Origin of the sequence: Crossiella cryophila (assembly GCF_014204915.1) — a bacterium.
Taxonomy (GTDB): Bacteria; Actinomycetota; Actinomycetes; order Mycobacteriales; family Pseudonocardiaceae; genus Crossiella; species Crossiella cryophila.
Map to the genome: position 1 here is coordinate 8,091,079 of NZ_JACHMH010000001.1, position 19,394 is coordinate 8,110,472.

The following is a 19,394-nucleotide window of genomic DNA, read 5'->3' on the forward strand; positions in this document are numbered from 1 at the left end:
ACGAGTTCGGCCAACACGGGGTACGAGAACGGCCAACACGGCGGGTGGGGGTTAGGCCCATCTGGCGAGCACCGCCCGGCCGAATCCGGGCAGCGCGACGGCGAGGCGGCGGGTCTTGGGCACCACCACGCGGTGGTCGAGGACGCGGTAGTCGGCGGCCTCGATCTCGTCCAGGATGCCCTGGTACAGCACGAAAGCGGTGGCCACGCAGGGCCGGGACACCGGGGCCAGCATGGCGATGCCGGGGCGGGCGCGGCGGTAGGTGGCCCTGGTGCGGGAGACCAGGTGGGCCAGCGCGGCACGCAGTGGGCGGTCGGTGTGGCCGCGGTCCCGGCAGTGCTTGAGGTGCGCGCGGTCGACGCCGAAGGCGGCGAGTTCGTCCAGGGGCAGGTAGATCCGGTCCCGGTCGAGGTCCTCGCCGACATCGCGCAGGAAGTTGGTGAGCTGGAATGCCTCGCCGAGCGCGGCGGCGTGCGGTTCGGCCTCGGCCCGGCTGGTCACGGTGCCCAGCACCGGCAGCACCTGGAGTCCGATCACCTCGGCGGAGCCGCGCACGTAGCGGGCGAGATCGGCGAAGCTCGCGTACTCGCGGATCTCGGTGTCCATCCGCATCGAGGCCAGGAAGTCGGCGAAGTAACCGCGGTCGATGTCGTAGCGGGCCACCGTGTCCACCACCGCGGCCAGCACCGGGTGCGTGCTGTGCCCCAGCTCGAACCCGGTGGCCAGGTCCGCGCCCAGCTCGTCAAGGGCGGCCCGGCGCTGGTCCAGGGTGCGGCCGTCGCCCTGGTCGTCCACGATCTCATCGGCCCAGCGGGCGAAGCCGTACAGCGCGTGCACGGCCGGTCGCTGCGCGGGGGTGAGCATCCGGGTGGCCAGGAAGTAGGTGCGGCCGTAGCGGGCGTTGATTTCCCGGCAGCGGCGGTAGGCGGTACGCAGCGACGGTTCGAGCACGCCTGCGGCGTCCAGCTCGGTGGTGGTCAGCGGGGACACGCCAAGAGTCTGGCGGTTGCTCCGTTCGGATGCACGCCGGGGCATCACCTGGTGCCGAAAGTGGCCGCGGCCCATCCCGTCAGCTCGGTCTTCGCCTGTGCCAGCAGGGCCTGATCCGTGCCGGCCGGGGCGATCAGCGCCACGTGCAGCGTGCCCGAGGGACCGCCGGGCAGCACCAGCCGGGCCGCCCCGTCGTGCCGGTCAACGCCGAGCCCGGTCCCGCCGTACACCGGTGCACTGCCGAACACGCCCTGGTCCGACACGATCGCGCCCGCGGCCAGGTCCTCCGGCACCTGCACCTCGGTCGGCGCGGCCGCACCCGAGGAGCGCCACACCAGCACCGCGTGCCGCCGGTCCGCGGTCAGCTTGACCAGGCCGGGGTACTCGGCGGGCACCCGTTGCCACTGCTGCACGGTGTTCCCGTCCCGGCTGAGGTCCTCGAAGCTGAAGGCCAGGGTCCGCCCGGCCACCGCGCGCGGGTAGGCCCGGTCGATCACCCGCCGGTCCACCCTGGGCACCACCGCGCCGGTGTTGTCCTTGTGCACCGGGGAGAAGTCCTCGTCCATCCACGCGTCGGTCTCGGTGAGCACCTTGTTCGGGTTGCCGTTCATCAGCTCCCGGTGCCGCCCGCTGTTGGTGTCCCACTGCCACTGGGTGGCCGACATCGGCGGCGCGGCGTTGCGTGCCTCCCGCCACCAGTTCTTCCCGGCCACCCCGGAATCCAGGGACTGGTAGGCGGCCTTGAGGATGCTGGGCGTCTTGTCCGAGGTGAACCCGGTGATCGGGTGCCCGAATTCGCTCAGGATCGGCGCGGTGCGGTGGTACTGGGCGCGTTCGCGCACCGCCCGGATGTCCGCGGTGTACTCGCCGTCGCCGGCCTTGCCCGGCTTGAGGATCCCGGAGCGGGCCTTGGCGTCGTAGAAGTGCGCGTTGAACACGAATCGCTGGCCCAGCGGCGGGATCTCGGTCAGGCCACCGGGTTCGCGGAAGATGGAGGTGTTGATGTTCCAGTACACCAGGGGTTCGGCGAACAACGGCTTGTCGGTCCACCCGGCCCGGTCCATGGCCGCGCGCACCCGCTGGTAGAACGGCGCCAGGAAGTCCCGTTCCCAGGCCGGTCCCTGCTGGCCCTCGTCGTAGCGGCCGGCGTAGGGCTCGTTCAACGGGTTGAACCCGACCACCCGGCGGAACTCGTTGGCGCTCAACGCGTTGCGCAGATGACCGAGCGCGATCTCGCTCTGTGCCACGAAAGCGTCCAGGATGTTGCGCGGTCCGGCCTCGGTGTCGATGCGGCGGTTGTGCCAGAAGTCGTAGGTGGCCATGGTGACCGCCTTGTTGTTCTTCATGTTCTGGCCCCAGTTGACGCAGGCCTCGCAGTACTCCTTGGGATATCCGCCCGCGCGCACCACCCACTCCGGCGCGCCGTCCCCGGTGTACCAACTGTCCACATTGAACAGATAGCGGGAGTAGAGGTCCTGGTGGTAGTCCAGGAACACGAACAGCCCGGCGGCCAGGAACTCCCTCACCTGGGCGAGGACCCGGTCCAGGTAGGCCCGGTCGATCTGCCCGGCCCGCGGTTCGACCCGCTCCCAGGTGATCAGGAAGCGCACCGCGTTCGCCCCGGTCAGCCGGCGCATGGCAGTGGCCGAGACCCCGGCCTCGGCGGTGCTGGGGAAGGGCAGGCCGCCGTGTTCGGCGAGTTTGGCGGTGCCGGAGACGTTGTAGCCACGCAACAACACCTCGCGCCCGTGCCCGTCCCGGAAGGTGCCCTCCGGTGACACGGTGACGACGTCGGCCCGCGCGTCGTCGAACCACCATCGCGCCGCGGCGGGCGCCCCCGGCACCGCCGTCAGACCCAGCACGACCGCGAGGACCCCGGTGACCACGCTCCGCCATCCCATGTCCGCAACGGTAGGGATCACGGGCGCACGCCGTCACCCGCCAAATGAATGTTTTTCACGTTTCAGGTTGGCCTTGGCCGCGGCCTCCCAGCGTTCGCGGGCCGGTGCGGTCCGGTAGAGCGGGTCCCGCGCGATCAGCCTGGCCAGCACCGCGCCACGCCCGACCAGCCAGTCGGCGTCACTCACGTGCGCGTACTCCGCGCGCACCGCCCGCGCGTACCGGTCGTACTCGGCCTCGGTTCCGCCGAGCACCGCCAGGTCGGCGTCCAGCAGCGCCAGGGTCAGCGGGTCCGCACCCAGGTGGTCGATGGTCGCCAGTACCAACCGTTCGGTCGGTTCTTGGTGCTCCTCGGCGACCCCGGCCTCGCCCAGCCGGCGCCGCACCCACTCGGCGCTACGCCGTTCGTCCTCGCCGGGGACCCCGTCGTAGATCACGTCGTGCGCGGCCGCGGCCACCGCCAGCACCGCTCTGTCCACTTCGGACAGTCCGAGTTCCGCGCCCAGCCAGGCCGAATCCCGCAGCACCGCCTCGATGTGGGTCAGGTCGTGGTAGCGCCGGTGCTCCTCCCGGTACCGGCCGAGCAGCTCCTCCCCCGCCTGCCGGGCCACCTCGGGCCGCCCGCCGAGGGCGGTCACCGCCGTCACCCACGCGTCCAGGACCATCCCGTCCCCCTCTCATCACCACCCAGTGTGACCGCCGGTCTCACAAGATCGGGCGACACGCCTCACGACCACGGCATGTGAAACCTGTGTCACACTCGGTGAAGACGCTCCGCTGCTGTCCTTCGACCGGCGAAGGGGGAACGCTGGTGGACTTTCGGATCCTTGGTCCCGTTTCGGTCTGGATCGATGGGCAACAGGTCGGGATCACCGAACCCGACCTGCGGCGCCTGCTCGCGATCCTGCTGTTGGCCGACGGTCGCCCGGTGCCGAAGGAGCAGGTCATCGCCGACCTGTGGGACGGCGCGCCGCCGCTGCGGCCCGCTCGCGCGCTGCGCACCCAGTTCACCCAGCTCAGTGAGACGCTGCCGCTGCCAGAGGTGCAGTTGCACAGCGCGCACGGCAAGCACCAGTTGCAGGTCGATCTGGAGAAGCTGGACTGGCACCGGTTCCGCCAGCTCGTCGGCCGGGGCCGTTCGGCCGCTCGTGGTGGCCGCTACCAGGCCGCGGTGGAGATCCTGACCCAGGCCCTGGACGAGTGGCGCGGGGACGCCCTGGCCGATGTGGACGGCGACTGGGCCCGGCGTTGCCGCGCGCACCTGGAGCGGCAGCGGCGCAGTGCCCGGCAGTGCCTGGTCGCCGCGCGCCGGGCCTGCACCGGCAGGCAGATCTTCGTGCCGGTGCCGCGCCGCGGCGAGATCGAACGCGGCCCCGCCCCCATGCAGCTCCCGCTCGGCGTGGCGGATTTCGTTGGCCGGGAACAGGAACTGGCCACCCTGGGCACCGCGATCCCCGGCACGGTCACCGTGATCAACGGCGCTCCCGGCAGCGGCAAGACCTCCCTGGCGCTGGCCTGGGCGCACCGGGTCAGCGACCGGCACCCCGACGGCGCGCTGTTCGCCGAGCTGCGCGGGCACGGGCCGGGTGAGCCGGTGCCGCCGACCGAACTGCTGGCCGACTTCCTCACCGGGCTCGGCGTGGCCCCGGCCAAGATCCCGGCCACCGAGAGCGCCCGCGCCGAACTGTTCCGCGGCCTGCTGATCCGCCGCCGCCTGCTGCTCCTGCTCGACGGCGCCCGCGACCTGGCCCAGGTACAGCCACTGCTGCCGGGTCTGCCGGGGGTCACGGTGGTGATCACCAGCCACGAACCCCTTGACCTGCCGGGGCGGCACATCACCGTCGGCCCGCTCTCCCCCGCCGACGCGACCGGGCTGCTCAAGGAGCTGATCGGCCCGGCCAGGGTGGCCAACCAGGCCGGGGCGCTGGCCGATCTGGCCCGCTACTGCGCCTACCTGCCCCTGGCACTGCGCATCGCGAGCCGCCGGGTCGCCGGACGGCCGCACACCTACCTGGCCGACCTGGTCGGCGAGCTGCGGGAGGAACGGCACCGCCTGGATCGGCTCGCCCCCGACACCGACGGTTCCGGCGCGATCCGCGGCACCTTCCGCTGGTCCTACCGCGCGCTTCCCCTGCCCGCACAACGCATGTTCCGGCTGCTCGGCCTGTACCAGGGTGTGGACGTGGACGCGCCCGCGGCGGCTGCACTGTCCGGAATGGACGGTGAGCAGGCCGCGAAACTGTTGCGGGACCTGAGCAAGGCGCAGCTGCTGCAGCCGAGTCCACGCGGCGCGTACCAGCTGCACGACCTGCTGCGCGGTTACGCGGCCGAACGCGCCCTGCGCGAGGAGGGCGCGAACAACCGGCAGGCCGCCATCCGCAGGCTGCTCGACCACTACCGGGCGGCGGGCGCCGATCCCGGGCACGCCTGGAGCGACACCGAGCTGATCAACCTGTGCGCCGCCGCGCACAGCGCCACCAGCACCGGAAACCACGCGGTGGCAGTGGATCTGCTGACCACCGCGGGCGCCGTGCACCGCTCCCGCGGCCAGCTGGACCGGGCCATCGCCCGCTACCACCTGGCCTGGGTGAGCGGCGATCGGCACGGTGACACCGACATCGCGCACCGCCTCGGCGAGACCTACCTGGCCGCCGGCCGGTTGTGCGCGGCGGTGGAGGTCCTCGGCCGGGCCACCCCGGACGCACTCACCCTGGACCTGCTCGGCGGCTGCTACCAGCGGCTGGGCCGTCCGGACGCGGCGATCCAGCACTTCCAGCGCGGCCTCCGCCTGGTCAACGAACCGGCGGCCGAGGCACGCCTGCTGTCCAGTCTGGGTGAGGCGCTACGGCGGCTCGGCAGGCTGGCGCAGGCCAGGGAACACCTGGCCCGCGCCCTGGAACTGAGCCGCCGGATCGGCGATCACGGGGTGACCGCGCACTGCCTGCACAGCCTCAGCCAGTTGCCCAGCACGCTCAGCCCGAACCTGCCCTGACCCGCGAGGCGGCGACCTTCCCCTCCGGGGTCTCGAAGCCGAGCAGCACCTCGGCCGGTCGCCCACCGGTGACCGGCACGGTGATCTCGCTGAACCCGTGCGACAGCTCAACGGTCTTGCGGCCCAACAGTTTCCCGTCCTGGTTGACCACGAACACCGTCGCCCTGCCGGATGCGCCGAGCACCCGCGCGGTCACCGTGTCCCCGTGTGCCCGTGCGGAGAGCAGCCGCGCCGAGTCCCAGACCGGGGCGATCGGTTTGCCACCCAGGGAGATCCCGGTGCGCACGGACTGCTCCACCGACTGTGCCGAGTCCACAGAGGACAGTGCGATCAGCGGCAGTCTGGCCGGGGGCGGCTCCACCGGACGGCCCGCCGGCGGGGTGTAGCCGTCGAGAACCGCGTGGCCCCAACGGTACGGGTCGCCCTGCACGCCGCCCCAGGTGGACCAGCCGAGCCGGGTCTGCCCGATCTTGTCCTGGGTGTCGGAGTCGTAGACGAACAGGTTCAGCCCGACCTTGGCCGGGTCCAGCGCACCCGGCACCGCGGCCAGGGGCAGCGCGAGTTCGATGGTGTAGCCGGTGTACGGGCTGCTCACCTTGCTGGCCACCTGGAGTCCGGGCACGGTGTCGGCGGCCGGGCCCTGGAAGTTGTCGGCATCCCTGGCCGCACACGGTGTGCCCGCGGTGGTGGTCGGGAACACGGCCAGTTTCAGCGTGCTGGCGGTGTTCTCGGACTTGCCACGCGGGTCGATGGCCAGTTCCAGGGAGTCGGTGCGCCAGTGCCGTTTGCAGTCGGCGGCGTCGAGCACACTGCCCTGTTTGTCGTCGGCCACGGTGACCAGCGCGTACAGGGTGTCGTTGTGCCAGGTCAGTTTCGCCTTGGCCGAGCAGTCCGCGGCGGAGACGCACTCGTCGCCTTCCCAGCGGGTGGACAGGTCCAGTTCCGGTCCGGAGTACTCACCGGGTGCGGCCACCCCGTCCACGGTGGGTGCGCTGGCGGCCTTGGGGATCGTGGTGCGTGGCACCAGTTCCAGGGCCGGGGTGCTGCTGCTGACCCCGGTCACCGACAGCGTGTACTTGTAGTCCCCGCCCTGCATCCCGGTGCGCAGTGCGGTGTCGGTGTTGGTGACCTTGCCGGAGAGCGTGGTCGTGGCCCCGGCGGCGAGTCCGGTGAACGGGAGGCTGGCGGTGGCGCTGAACCCGGTCGGCGGCGTGATGGTCACCGTGCCCGACCTGGTCGCGGATCCGTTGTTGCGCACCAGGATCGGCAGTTCGCGGTCCCCGCCGGAGGGCAGGGTGAGCACCGGCGGCACCAGGTCGGCCAGCGCGGGCACGCCGCTGCGCACTGCCCAGTCCCGGAACTGGGCGACCTGCGGCAGTGGCTGCTGCTCGGCGGTCAGTTCCGGCACCACGGCCACCACGGTCTCGACGTACCCGGACCCGTTGCCACTGCTCAGTTCCACCGGGATCCGCACCCGTCCCGGCTTGGTCCCGGCGGGCACGGTCACGGTGAACTCAGCGGTCGCCGATCGTCCGGAGTGGACAGTCCCGAGTCGCCCGTACCCGGTCGCCTGCCACCCGGCGGGCAGCGTCAGTTTCGCCTCGACCCGGGTCAGCGGACGCTCCTCCGGGGCGGTCACCGTCACCTTGACCGGCACCGAGGATCCGGCCACCAGGTTGAACCGCCCGGCCTCGGCCACCGCGCCGGTGCCCAGTGGCAGGCCGCCCGGGGTCGGGATCAGCGCGCCGTGCAGGGGAGCGTCGGGTCCGTTGGCGGTCGGCGAGAACGGCACCCGGCTGGCCACCTGGGTGAACCAGTCGCAGCCGATCTCCTTCGGATCCGTTGGCACGTCGGGGAATCCGGCCCAGCCCTGGGTCACGTACTCCCGTTGCGCGGACCGCTCCTCCTGCGCCCAGCTGCGACCGGGCACAGTGGACGGTCGTCCGTCCCACACCCCGTACACCCGGTCACTGGCCTCAACCGGCACGAACTTCGCGGCGCAGTCCGGTCCACTCGGCCGTTCGCCGCGGGCCCCGCCGGTCAGCAACCGCTTGACCGCCCACGGCCGCAATCCCTCCTCCCGCAACTGCTCCGGGTAGGCATTGGGGTCGGCGGCCACCCGGTAGGCCTCGATGGCGAGCCGGGCCGCGTACTGGTGGTTGCCGTGGTTGCCCGGCGTGGGCGCGGGATCCATGGTGACCACGAGTTCGGGCCGGGTCTGCCGGATCGCCCTGACCAGCTTGCCGAGCACGTCCTGGTGCTGCCAACCCTGTTCGGTCAGCGGCGAGCTGACCGTGTAGTAGAAGTCGGCCTCGTCCAGGTTGAGCACCTCGGTGATCCCGGCCCGGCGCACCGCCCGCCGTTCCTCGGCCTCCCGGAGCTGGCCCAGTGCGGGGCCTTCCTCGGGTCCGGCCGCGTTGCCGCCGCCCTCGCCGCGGGTGATGGTGACCACCCCGGCCCGCACCTTGTGGTCGGCGTGCCATTGCCCGAAGGTGGACAGGCTGAACGCCTCGTCATCGGGGTGCGCGCCCACGAACAGCGCGTCCAGGTCGACCGCGCGCCGCGCGGCCTCCGCCTGCTCGTCCACCGCGGTGGCCGGACTCTCCAGCGCCACCAACGTGATCAGGGCGGCGGCCACCGGCAGCAGCCCGGTCAGCCATCGTCGATCCACCCGGTTCTCCTCACATGTCAACCCTTGACCGCGCCGTCCAGCATGCCGCGGATGAAATGTCGTTGCAGGAACAGGTAAAGCACCACCACGGGCAGCGCGACCAGCACCGAACCGGCCGCCAGCAGCGGCACGCTCGTGGTCGCCCTGCCCTGGAAGAACCGCAGCCCCAGCGGGGCGGTGCGCAGGCCCTCGTCGGTGACCATGACCAGGGCGATCAGGAACTCGTTCCAGGTCCACATGAACACCAGCACGACCAGGGTCAGCACCGCGGGCCTGCCCATCGGCAGCAGCACCCGCCACAGGATCTGCCAGTGCCCGGCCCCGTCCAGCCGCGCGGCCTCCACCACGCTGGTGGAGCTGGAGCGGAAGTAGGCGCGCATCCAGAACACGCCGAAGGCCACCGACTGCGCGACCTGTGGCAGCACCAGCGCCGCGTAGGTGTCGAGCAGGCCGACGTCGCGCAGGTCGAAGTACAGCGGCACCACCACGGCCTGACTGGGGATGGTGACCCCGAGCAGCAGCAGGTAGAACAGCAGTCCGGAACCGCGGAAACGCATGGTGCCGAAGGCATATCCGGCCAGCACGGACAGCAGCGCGGACAGCGCCACCACCGCCACCGCGACGATCAGGCTGGTGCCGAGGTAGCTGCCGAACTTGCCCTGGGTCCAGGCGGTGAGGAAGTTCTCCGGGTGCCAGCCGCCCTGCCCGGGTACGTCGGAACGTACGGCGGTCAACAGGATCCAGAGCACCGGGTAGAGCGCGTAGCCGGCGAAGAGCAGCAGCACCACATACGTGCCAACGCGTTCCCAGCGGGACACCGTCATCGCCGACCCCCAGCCAGTCGCAGCACCACCGCGCTGAGCGCGAACACCAGGACGGTCAGGGTGATCCCGATCGCCGCCGCCGAACCCACCTGCCCCGATTGGAAGGCGCGGTGGTAGATCTCGTAGGCGGGCACCGTGGTCGACTCCCCCGGCCCTCCCAGCGGGGTCATCACGTACACCAGGTCGAAGGTGCGCAGCGAGGAGATCACGGTCAGTGTCAACGCCACCGCGATGTCCGGGCGCAGCGCGGGCAGTGTCACCGAGCGGAACTCGCGCAGCACCCCGGCCCCGTCCAGCCGGGCCGCCTCGTACAGGTCGCCGGAGATCCGGCCGATCCCGGCCAGGAACAGCACCACGGTCAGCCCGGTCTGCACCCAGGTGCCGACCAGTCCGACCGCGATCAGCGCGGTGCTCTCCTCGCCGAGCCAGTTGAACGCGAAGGCGTCCAGGCCGAGCGCGCGCAGCGCCGAGTTGAGCGGGCCGTCGGGGGCCAGGATCTGTTGCCAGGCAACGGCGACCACCACCATCGCGATCACCTGCGGCAGGAACACCACGGTGCGGAAGAAGCCGAGTCCGCGCACCCGGCTGCGGTGCAAGGCCGAGGCCAGCACCAGACCCAGGCATACCGGCAGGATCGAGAAGAACACGATCAGCACCAGCGCGTGCCCGAACGCCGCACGCAATCCGGCCTCGGCGAACAGGGTGAAGTAGTTGTCCAGCCCGGCCCAGGTGCCGAGTGTCAGACCATCCCAGTCGAACAGCGAGATCCACGCGCTGTGCAGCAACGGGAACAGCAGGAACGCCACGTACACGGCCAGGGCAGGCAACACATAGAGGTAGCCGACCCGCCGCGGTTCACCGGCCGCCACGAGCGGCGTCCACGTCGGCCTGGAGTTTGTCCAGGACCTGCTGCGGGCTCATCCGCTTGGCCAGCAACTGTTCGATCACGCTGGTCACGGTGTCGTAGGCGGTGGGTGTGGCGTAGTCGAGGTAGGGCACCAGTCCACCGGTCTCCGAGGCGTGCGCCCAGGAGTTGAACACCTCGGCCCGGAAGGCGGTCGGCGGACGCTGGCTGGTGGCCTCCACCACCGGCAGGTTGGCGTGCTCGGCCATCAAGGCCATGCCTCGCGAGGAGGTCAGGAACTCGATGTAGGCCGCTGCCGCGTCCGGGTTCCTGCTGCGCGCGCTGATCGCGAACGGCACGCTGGTGCCCGCGGTCACCGCGACCTTGCCGTCATCGGTCGGTGGTAGTACGAAGCCCACCCTGTCCCCCATCGCCGCCTCCAGATCGGCCATCAACCAGGTCCCGCTGACCAGGAAAACGCCTTTGCCCTGGGCGAACTCCCGCCAGGCCGCGTCCGAGCCGAGCCCGGAGAACCCGTTGGTCAGCATGCCATCCTCGGCCCACCGCACCAGGAGTTCGGCCGCGGCCTTGGGATTGTCGTCTGCCCAGAACACGCCCTGCCTGCCGGTGGCCAGCTTGTAGACGTCCTCGGTGGGCGCGAACCGGTTGAGTGCGAAGCCGAACAGGTGGATGCCCGCGCTCTTCTCCAGGTTGCCGAACTGGATCGGCACCTCGCGGGACTCCTTGGCCTTGCGCAGCGCGGCGTCGAACTCCGCCCAGGTCCGCGGCGGCGCGATGCCCAGGCGGGCCAGCTTCTGCTTGTTGAAGTAGATGCCGACCAGCTCCCCGCCCTGCGGCAGCCCGAACAGCTTGCCCTCGCCCAGCGGTTCCCCGGAGGCGGGGTAGCGGGCCAGCCGCAGCACGGTGGCGGGGAAGCGCTGGTGCCAGCGGTAGACCTCGGCGTAGCCGTCCATCGGCAGCAGCAGACCCGCCTTGACGTAGGCGCCCATGTCCTGCCTGCCGTTGTTGACCTGCACCACGTCGGGGGCCTGCACGCTGGTCAGGCCGAGCCGGGTGGTGTTGCGCAGGTCGTCGAAGGAGCGCGGCACCCGGTTGATCCGGATGTTCGGATACCTGCGCTGGAACTCCGCGTTCAGCGCGGTGATCTGCTTGTCCTGACCGCCCCGCACCTCCTGGTCCCAGACGGTGAGGGTCACCTCGCCCATGGCGGCGACATCGGTCCTGATGTCCTTGGCCTGGCGGTCGGTGGGCCGGGTGTCGGGCAGGTTGGAGCCGGGCACGCACGCGGCCAGCAACGTCAGCGCGGTGAGCGCGGCGGCCAGCCATCGGGAACGAATCATGCTCGTCCTCCCTCCGTCGCGCCTAGGGCCTGCCTCGCAGTCCGATCGTGGCACTTGCCCGCCGCACCGTGGCACAGCCATGAGTGGGAAGCAGATCGTCCAAGAAGTCGTATCCGCGCAGTGACTCGTCCTCCCGCCGGCCCAGATGCCGCCACCAGGCGGCGATATCGCACCAGCCGGGAGCGGACAACGACCCGCCGAAATGCTGCACGGACAAGGCAGCGCACAGGTTGGCGAACCGCACCCGATCCACCAGCGGCCACCCGGCGAGGGTGCCATAGGTGAACCCGGCGCCGAAGACATCGCCCGCGCCGGTGGGATCCATCGCGGCCACGTTGATCCCGCACACGTCGGCCTCTTCCCCGGTGGCCGAGTCAATGGCGTAGGCGCCACCCCCCGCCCGGGTGACCACCACGGTCGGCACCACCTCGGCCAACGCCCTGGCCGCGGTCTTCACGTCGTCCTTGCGGGTGTAGCGGACAGCCTCGACGCTGTTGGGCAGGAAGACGTCGTAGCCCTCGAGCTGCTGGATCAGTTCGGGCCGCCACTGGTCGGTGGGATCCCAGCCGACGTCGGCGAACAGCAACGCGCCGTTGTCCTTGGCGGTGCGCACCCACTTGTCGCTCTCGTGGTCGACGTGCACGAAACAGGCCCGCACCCGAGGTGGGTCGGTGAGCAGTTCGTCCGCGGTCACCGGCGAGGGGTGACCGTGGGTGACCATGCTCCGGTCCCGGTTGATGGCGAGTGAGACGGTGACCGGCGAATGCCAGCCGTAGAACCGCCGAGAGTGACTGAGATCGACCTGCTCCTGGTTGGCCAGGGTGTCCCAGCAGAAGTCGCCGTACATGTCCTCCCCGAAGGCCGAGGCCAGGGTGGTGCGCAGTTGCAGGCGAGCCAACGCGACCGCGAGGTTGGCGATACCGCCGGGACTGGACCCCAGGCCGGTGGCCCACACCTCGGTGCCGTTCTCCGGCAGCTGCGGCAGTCCGGTGAAGATCAGGTCGAGGAACACCGGACCGGACAAGAGGACGTCGAACTCGGTAGGCGGCTGGCTCGACACCGTGTTTCCTTCCCACTGCGCGCCGGCCGTGGTGCGACCGACTTGTTGCCCGCGCTGACTTGTGCGCGCGCTTGCTTGCGTACCCGCTGACTCCTGTTTCGCGCTGACCAGTTCCGGCCAGGCGCAGAGTCTCCCTCTCCCAGCCGACAGTGACAACCACTCCCGACCCCAGCGTGTTCCAGACTGTCGATATCCCTGCCCCCACCACCCCCTGGGTCACCAACAACACCCCACCAACCGCCCGGTCGAGACCAACACCTCACCAACCACCCAGCCGAGAACAACCCACCTCCCAACCACCCGGTCAGGACCCGCACCTCAACCAACCGCCTGGTCGGCTCCCCTCCCCCAGCCGAGACCAACACGCCCGCCAACCACCCGGTCAAGAACCGCGCCCCCGCCAACCACCCGGTCAGGAAACGTGCCCCGCCTCCACCCCTCCCACCTCCACCAACCGCTCGGTCGGGAGCCGCGCCCCCACCAACCGCACAGTCGGCAGCCGCGCCTCCGTCAACCACCCGGTCGGGAACCCACCGCCCCATCTCATCCACCCTCCCCACTCCCCACCCCGTCCCCTTACCGCCCACCTCACCCCCGCCGCGATCCGTCCGCCCTGCCCCGGCGAGCCCGTGCCAGATCCACCCCCCACGGCCTAGAGTCGGTCCGCGTGAGACTGGTGATCCTCGGCGGCGGCGGTTTCCGCGTTCCCCTGGTACACGGCCGGTTGCTGGCCGACCCCGACCGATTGGTAGACGAGCTGGTCCTGCACGACGTGGACCAGGACCGCCTCACCGCGGTCACCGCGGTCCTGGACGCCCAGACCGCCAACGCCCCCTGGCGCCCCAAGCTGAGCAGCACGTCAAACCTGGACGAGGCCCTGCGCGGCGCCGACGTGATCTTCTCCGCCATCCGGGTGGGCGGTCTCACCGGCAGGAGCGCCGACGAGCGCCACGCCATCAACGCGGGCCTGCTCGGCCAGGAAACAGTCGGTGCCGGCGGCATCAGTTACGCCCTGCGTACGGTCCCCGTCGCGGTCGACATCGCCGAACGCATCGCCCGCTACGCCCCCGAAGCCTGGACCATCAACTTCACCAACCCGGCGGGCACCGTCACCGAAGCGATGTCCGCCGTCCTGGGCGACCGCGTGATCGGCATCTGCGACTCCCCCATCGGCCTCTGCCGCCGAGTGGCCGCGGCCCTGGACATCCCCGTCGAAACAGCCTGGTTCGACTACGCGGGTCTCAACCACCTCGGCTGGCTCCGAGCAGTACTGGTCAACGGCCGAGACCGCCTCCCCGAACTCCTCGCAAACGAACAAAAACTCCAATCCTTCGAAGAAGGCCGCCTCTTCGAACCAGACTGGCTCCGAGCCCTGGGCGCCATCCCCAACGAATACCTCCACTACTACTATTACACCCGAGAAACCACCCAGGAAATAGCCGCCAACCCCACCCCTCGAGGCCAATTCCTCCAAACCCAACAATCCACCTTCTACCAACAAGCCCTAACCAACCCCGAAAAAGCCCTACCCCTCTGGCAAGAAACCCGATCCGAACGCGAACGCACCTACCTGGCAGAAGCCCGCCAGATCGCGGACGCCGGCGAACGCACGACCTGCGACACAGACGGCGGCGGATACGAGCAGGTGGCGCTGGACCTGATGGCGGCGATCACGGCCAACCGCGCGGCGACAATGATCCTGAACGTCAGAAACCGGGGCGCGTTGCCCGGATTGGACCCGGACGCGGTGGTGGAGCTGCCATGTTTGGTTGACGCGAATGGAGCGCGGCCGATCGCGGTGGATCCGTTGGACGGACCGGCGTTGAGCTTGGTGCAGCAAGTGAAGGCGGTGGAGCGGGAAACGATCGCGGCCGCCCGGACGGGGAGCCGCGAGAAGGCGTTGCGAGCGCTGGCCGGGCATCCGTTGGTGGACTCGGTTCGGGCTGCGCGCGCTGTTTTGGAGGTCACGGAGTGGTGAAAAGCGCAGGCGAAAGTTACCCGGGGTGACGGTTCTCGGGCGGTAGAATTGAGCCACAACGGAGGGCCGCCGGAGCCAGGCGGCCGGGGTCGGGTTGCCGAAGTTGAGTGGAGACTTGGACAAGAGGGCCCTGCTCGCCAGGATTGAGCGATCTTGACAAAGCTCGCGAACGGGTGATGTCCAGACGAGTGACGGGCGAAACCAACCAAAACAGCATGGCAACCTAAATCGAGGTTTTTGCGTTCCGCAGAGGAAGGCGGCGGCGCGGGCGGGGCGTTGACACGGCGGCCTCACCACCGGCCCCAAGGACCGGCGAGGAGCAGCACCCAGGCCCGGCCCCAGCAGCGCCTCTACCAGCGCGACGCAGCCACTCACGGCCCCGGGCACGCACAACCCGACGCAGGCGCGCGCGGCTCCGAGCGCGCACAACCCGAGGCCACGGCCAGCCACGGCGAGCCCCGGACTCAACGCGGGGCCCGGCCGGTGCGCGGGGCCCGGCCAGCCTGCCGCCCGCGCAACGCTCGGCTCGTGCGCCGCGCAAGCCCCGGCCAGTGCGTGAGGCTCGACCGCCGTGCTCTCCCGGCCAGCACAATGGCCCTGGATGCGGCCAGCAAGCGGCGAGACAGCACCGGCTCGTTGCACCGCTGGGCTCGCACGCGGAGCGTCCGTCCCGGGCACGACCAGATCGGCCAGCTCTGTCCTGCCTGGCCCCGCCTCGCCTCGCCTCAGTCCGCCCCGGCCCCAGCCCAGCCGCCGCCCGGCCTCTGCTCGGCCTCTGCTCGGCCTCTGCTCGGCGGGGATCAAATGGGCGCGGAGCCCGCCCGCGGATCGTCGCGTCACGGATCGGCCGGATCGCCGCGTCCTGGCGTGGCGTGGCGGCACGGGACGGGGCTGGCTCGGCGGCGCGATACGACGAGCTACGGCTCGATTGGGCGAATGGCCCGGCCAGGCGAGCCCGCCAGGTCGACGCAGGCGGGGCACAGCGTGGCGACCACGATGCGGCAACGGGCGGGCTGGGTTGATGGGGATTAGGCTGCGGGAATCCAATTGACAGCGGTGCTGACCAGGCGTTTGCCGTGATTCGGCGGGCAGGTTGGGTGGGTCAGCGCGGGAGGGGAGGGGCGCCGTGGCTGAGACTGGGGCTATCGCGGTTCATGAGTTTGATTTGTTGCATTATCCCTGCGAATATCCGGGGCCGCGGTTTGAGGATTCTAGGTATGACGCGATCAAGGGCGCGCCGCCTGCTGGGTGTGTGGTGGAGAGTTTTGCTGGGTTGTTTGGGTTGCGTTGTCGGCGGGTTGGGCCGACTTTGTTGGATGCGGTTGCGGGGGTTTGTGCCGAGGTTCGGAGTGAGCATGGGTTTTTGCTTACGGATCTGGGTGTGGAGAAGTTGTGGGAGTTCATGGGGGATGGGACTGATGGGTATGGGGCGATGATTGCGGGGCAGTTGTTGCTCATGGCGGTTCACCGGGCTGAGCTGCTTGGTTATTCCACTGATGACCTTGTTCGGTTTGTCAGTGCGGTGGGGTTGACGCGTTCCGGTTAGGTGAGCGGTCGGGGTTGCGGGAGCGGTGAGCCTGTCGGGACGGGACGGGACGGGACGGGACGGAATCGGGGGGCGGAGGGCAGGGGCGGGGCGGCGCGGGGGCGATCAAGGGGATCGGTGGTCCCGGTTGAGCGGGGGTTTGATGATCGCGGTGGATCTGGTGGTACTGGCGATCGTGGTAGTCGGGGTGGTGTCGGTGATCGCGGGTTCCGTGGAACTTTGGCGCTTGCGGGGATGGCGGGGGCGGCGGCGCTCGTGGGTACTACGGCCGGGCGGGTATTCGCGTTAGTTGCGACGATGGCGGTGCTCGTGGGTTCTGCTGCGATGACGGCACTCCCGGGGATTCGGCGAGGCCACGCCTGCAGGGGTTCGGCGAGGCCAACTCTGCTGAGTTGCGGGGACGCGATGCACGCCGGGTTGAGGGGACGCGACGGCTGCCGGGTTGAGGGGACGTCGTGCCTGCGGGGTTCACGGTGGGGTTGGGTTGAGAGTCTCGTGAGTGGGGCGGGGTGCGTCTTCTGGCTGTGGTCTTTTGGGTGATCGGGTGTGACTGATGAACCAGTCAGGGTTGGTCATCGTCGTGAGGGCATGTCTTTGTTCGCGGTGAGTGGTCGGCCGGGTGGGTTGCGGGCTCGGGTGGGGCTGCAGGTGGGGCAGTTGCTTGGGGGGTTGTTGGCACGGGGGGCGGCTGAGCTGGTCCGGGACTTCGCGGAGCCGGTGGCTGCGGCCGTGGTCATGGAGCTGGCGCGGGTGCCGGGGCTGGATCGGGCGGACTTCCAGCGGTGGGTGCGGGAGGCCAGTGGGATCGAGGGGGCGGTGACTCCGCGGGTTTGGGCGGAGCTGGAGGGGTACTTGGCTGAGTTGTCCGCACATCACGAGCCGTCCGCGGATCGGGACGCGGTGTCCACTGGACGGGAGGGCTTGGGCGACTGCTGGGACGAGTCGGATTCTCGCCAGGACGAGACGGCTCGACGGCAGGGTGGGACCGCGGCGGACCGGGGTGGGTCTCGGGTGTGTTGGGACGACGCGGCGGGGCAGCGAGATGAGTTGGAACCACGTCGAGATGCTGCGGCGGGGCCCTGGGACGAGTCGCCGGTGGGTGGGGGTGCGGTGGCCGGGCAGTCGGGCGATGGGCGGGTGTACCGGGGTGGGGTGGCTGGGCGTGGGGGCAGTCGAGTGTCGGCTGTGGAGGTGGTGGCGGGGTATGTGCGGATTGTCGATCTCATCTCCGACGCGTTGCTGACCCTGTTGGGTTGTCCGGAGCAGTTGGCCGTGTTGCGGCGGGACCCCCTGGTGCTGGCCGCGGTGATCCGGGAGGTGGTGCGGGGGGATGCTGATGCCGGGGATCTGGGGCTTGCGGGGGTGGTCGCGGAGGCGGCGGTTCGGGCGGTGCTGGGGTGTGATGTGCTGTTGGCCGGGGATGAGGAGGAACTGCGGTGGCGGGCCCGGTTGGGGATTCGGGAGCTGCGCAGCATTCCGGTCACCCTGGAGCGGCGTCCGGTGGTGGGCGGTGGTCGTTAGGTGGCGAACGACTGGAGGTCGGGGTGGCGGTACGGGTTGCGGTGATCGGGTTGGGGGATATCGCGCGGAAGGCGTATCTGCCGACGATCACGGCTCGGGTGGGGCTGGATCTGCATTTGTTGACGCGGAACTCGGGGCGGTTGGCGGAGATCGCGGATCGGTACCGGGTTCCGGAGCAGCGGCGGTTCACCGAGCTGGACGCGTTGTTGGCGCATGGGATTGATGCCGCTTTCGTGCATGTGCCGACCAGTGCGCACGCGGTGACCGTCGGGCGGTTGCTGGATGCCGGGGTACCGACCTATGTGGACAAACCGCTCGATGACAGCCTTGCGGGAGCACGGGAACTGGTGGAGCGGGCCGAGCGGCTCGGGGTGCCGTTGATGGTGGGGTTCAATCGCCGGTACGTGCCCGCCTACGCCGAGGCGGCGCGGGGTGTGCGGGATCTGGTGGTGTTGCAGAAGAACCAGGACGGTGGGGGCGGCGGGGTGCGGGAGGTGGTGTTCGACGACTTCATCCATGTCGTGGACACGCTGCGGTTCCTGGCTCCTGGGCCGGTGGAGCGGGTGCTGGTGTCGGGGGTGGTGACCGGCGGGGTACTGGAGCAGGTGGGGTTGACGTTGGTGGGCAAGGGGTTCAGCGCGATCGGGTTGATGCATCGGCGGGCCGGGGCGAAGCAGGAACGGCTGGAGGTTTCCGGGGGTGGGGTGAAGGTCGAGGTGGAGGATCTTGGGCGGGTCACACGGTTCGCGGGTGGCCGGGTTACGCGGTCGTTGGAAGACGGGTGGGCGCCGGTGGCCTGGCGGCGGGGGATCGAGCAGGTGTGCGACGCGTTCCTGGCTGGGATTCGGGGCGACGGTGGGCTGCCGGATCTTCGGGACGCGTTGCGGACGCATGAGTTGTGCGAACAGGTGGTCGTGGAACTGGCGGGCTAGGGAGGGCCGGGGGGTTGGCCTCGGGGCGATCGGGCGCGGCGGAGGCGGGTCCGGGGTCAGGTGGGCAGGGTGGCCGCCAGTTCGCGGAAGCGGGTGCCGGCGTTCGTCAGCAGGGCCGGGCCGTGGCCGAAGCAGGCGATCTCGAAGTCGAGTTCGCTCAGCCGGGCGAACGACTTCCGCGCCAGCTCACTGTCCACATTGAACACTCCCACGCTCAACTCCGTCACGTTGACCACCGCGTCGCCCAGGAACAGCACCCCGGACGGCAGCCACACCGCGATGCTCCCGGGGGTGTGACCCGGCGCCCCGATCACCCGCGCCCCGCCGCCGAAGGCGAGCACCTCGCCGTCCTCGACCTCCCGGTCCACCCGGCATGGCGGGTGCGCGGGCACCCCGGGCGAGATCTGGCCATGCAGCTCGCGTTCCCAGTCCGCCTCGAACACCGGGGGCTGGCCCACCGCCTCGCCGCGGATCATGGGGGCGTCCGCGTGGTGGGCGATCACCTCGGCGTTGCTCCAGGACACGATTTCCGCTGCGGCGCCGGTGTGGTCGGCGTGCCAATGGGTCAGCACGATCCGGCGCAGGGGGACACCGAGACCCGTCACCGCCTCGCATACCTGGTCGCCGTAGCCGGGCAGGCCGGTGTCGATCAGGGTTGCCTCGGTGGCGTCGTGCCACAGGTACGCCTGGCCCACCGGGAAGGTGAGCTGGGTCAGGTTCGGTAGCAGGGGTGTGGTGTCCATGACCGCGAGCCTGGCAGCGACCGCGGAGCCCGG

At 70.4% G+C, this 19,394-nt stretch carries 14 protein-coding genes; 5 read left to right on the plus strand and 9 right to left on the minus strand.

Annotated elements, in window-relative coordinates; genetic code table 11:
* Window positions 1–51 precede the first annotated feature (51 nt).
* Genes HNR67_RS34715 through HNR67_RS34725 form a run of 3 tightly spaced genes read right to left on the minus strand, consistent with a single transcriptional unit; the run spans window position 52 to window position 3,554 of the window.
* Window positions 52–981, minus strand: coding sequence for a phytoene/squalene synthase family protein (locus HNR67_RS34715; protein ID WP_185011465.1), 930 nt, complete (start codon window positions 979–981; stop codon window positions 52–54).
* A 53-nt stretch (window positions 982–1,034) separates the two neighbouring features.
* Window positions 1,035–2,891, minus strand: coding sequence for a cellulase family glycosylhydrolase (locus HNR67_RS34720; RefSeq protein ID WP_185006836.1), 1,857 nt, complete (start codon window positions 2,889–2,891; stop codon window positions 1,035–1,037).
* 33 nt (window positions 2,892–2,924) lie between these two features.
* Window positions 2,925–3,554 carry an HD domain-containing protein gene (locus HNR67_RS34725; RefSeq protein WP_185006838.1) on the minus strand — a complete coding sequence of 210 codons (630 nt, stop codon included), beginning with the start codon at window positions 3,552–3,554 and terminating at the stop codon, window positions 2,925–2,927.
* A gap of 146 nt (window positions 3,555–3,700) precedes the next feature.
* Here HNR67_RS34725 and HNR67_RS34730 point away from each other — a divergent pair, with 146 nt between their 5' ends.
* Window positions 3,701–5,881, plus strand: a complete 2,181-nt coding sequence (locus HNR67_RS34730) for an AfsR/SARP family transcriptional regulator (RefSeq protein ID WP_185006840.1) — start codon at window positions 3,701–3,703, stop codon at window positions 5,879–5,881.
* Here the strand turns inward: HNR67_RS34730 and HNR67_RS34735 are convergent.
* The 5 genes from HNR67_RS34735 to HNR67_RS34755 are packed head-to-tail and all read right to left on the minus strand — an operon-like array spanning window position 5,862 to window position 12,641.
* Complete coding sequence (locus HNR67_RS34735; protein ID WP_185006842.1) at window positions 5,862–8,552, minus strand: sugar-binding protein; 2,691 nt, start codon at window positions 8,550–8,552, stop codon at window positions 5,862–5,864. The genes HNR67_RS34730 and HNR67_RS34735 overlap by 20 nt on opposite strands.
* A 17-nt stretch (window positions 8,553–8,569) precedes the next feature.
* On the minus strand, window positions 8,570–9,376 hold the full coding sequence (locus HNR67_RS34740; RefSeq protein WP_185006843.1) for a carbohydrate ABC transporter permease: 807 nt from the start codon (window positions 9,374–9,376) through the stop codon (window positions 8,570–8,572).
* Entirely contained in the window at window positions 9,373–10,245 is an 873-nt protein-coding gene (locus HNR67_RS34745) for a carbohydrate ABC transporter permease (RefSeq protein ID WP_185006845.1), read from the minus strand. The genes HNR67_RS34740 and HNR67_RS34745 overlap by 4 nt, the downstream gene beginning before the upstream one ends.
* On the minus strand, window positions 10,232–11,581 hold the full coding sequence (locus HNR67_RS34750) for an extracellular solute-binding protein (protein ID WP_185006847.1): 1,350 nt from the start codon (window positions 11,579–11,581) through the stop codon (window positions 10,232–10,234). Before HNR67_RS34750 ends, HNR67_RS34745 begins: the two co-directional genes overlap by 14 nt.
* 22 nt (window positions 11,582–11,603) lie before the next feature.
* Window positions 11,604–12,641, minus strand: a complete 1,038-nt coding sequence (locus HNR67_RS34755) for a carbohydrate kinase family protein (protein ID WP_185006849.1) — start codon at window positions 12,639–12,641, stop codon at window positions 11,604–11,606.
* Window positions 12,642–13,308: 667 nt separating this feature from the next.
* Between HNR67_RS34755 and HNR67_RS34760 the strand changes: the two genes are divergently transcribed.
* The 4 genes from HNR67_RS34760 (at window position 13,309) to HNR67_RS34775 (ending at window position 18,618) form a co-directional block, all read left to right on the plus strand.
* Window positions 13,309–14,619 carry a 6-phospho-beta-glucosidase gene (locus HNR67_RS34760; RefSeq protein ID WP_185006851.1) on the plus strand — a complete coding sequence of 437 codons (1,311 nt, stop codon included), beginning with the start codon at window positions 13,309–13,311 and terminating at the stop codon, window positions 14,617–14,619.
* Window positions 14,620–15,745: 1,126 nt separating this feature from the next.
* Window positions 15,746–16,165 carry an amidase gene (locus HNR67_RS34765; protein WP_185006853.1) on the plus strand — a complete coding sequence of 140 codons (420 nt, stop codon included), beginning with the start codon at window positions 15,746–15,748 and terminating at the stop codon, window positions 16,163–16,165.
* A gap of 1,206 nt (window positions 16,166–17,371) precedes the next feature.
* The gene (locus HNR67_RS34770; protein ID WP_185006855.1) at window positions 17,372–17,686 is read left to right on the plus strand and encodes a hypothetical protein; all 315 of its coding nucleotides are present in this window, start codon (window positions 17,372–17,374) and stop codon (window positions 17,684–17,686) included.
* A 23-nt stretch (window positions 17,687–17,709) separates the two neighbouring features.
* Entirely contained in the window at window positions 17,710–18,618 is a 909-nt protein-coding gene (locus HNR67_RS34775; RefSeq protein ID WP_312988727.1) for a Gfo/Idh/MocA family protein, read from the plus strand.
* Between the two features lie 56 nt (window positions 18,619–18,674).
* Here HNR67_RS34775 and HNR67_RS34780 read toward each other — a convergent pair whose 3' ends face one another.
* Window positions 18,675–19,361 (minus strand): MBL fold metallo-hydrolase, encoded by a 687-nt coding sequence (locus HNR67_RS34780; protein ID WP_185006857.1) that lies wholly within the window; start codon window positions 19,359–19,361, stop codon window positions 18,675–18,677.
* Window positions 19,362–19,394 lie beyond the last annotated feature (33 nt).

Excerpts from the sequence above, each read along its gene's own strand:
- HNR67_RS34725 (WP_185006838.1), bottom strand. The coding sequence starts at position 3,554 with ATGGTCCTGGACGCGTGGGTGACGGCGGTGACCGCCCTCGGCGGGCGG.
- HNR67_RS34780 (WP_185006857.1), bottom strand. The coding sequence starts at position 19,361 with ATGGACACCACACCCCTGCTACCGAACCTGACCCAGCTCACCTTCCCG.
- HNR67_RS34720 (WP_185006836.1), bottom strand. The coding sequence starts at position 2,891 with ATGGGATGGCGGAGCGTGGTCACCGGGGTCCTCGCGGTCGTGCTGGGT.
- HNR67_RS34750 (WP_185006847.1), bottom strand. The coding sequence starts at position 11,581 with ATGATTCGTTCCCGATGGCTGGCCGCCGCGCTCACCGCGCTGACGTTG.
- HNR67_RS34740 (WP_185006843.1), bottom strand. The coding sequence starts at position 9,376 with ATGACGGTGTCCCGCTGGGAACGCGTTGGCACGTATGTGGTGCTGCTG.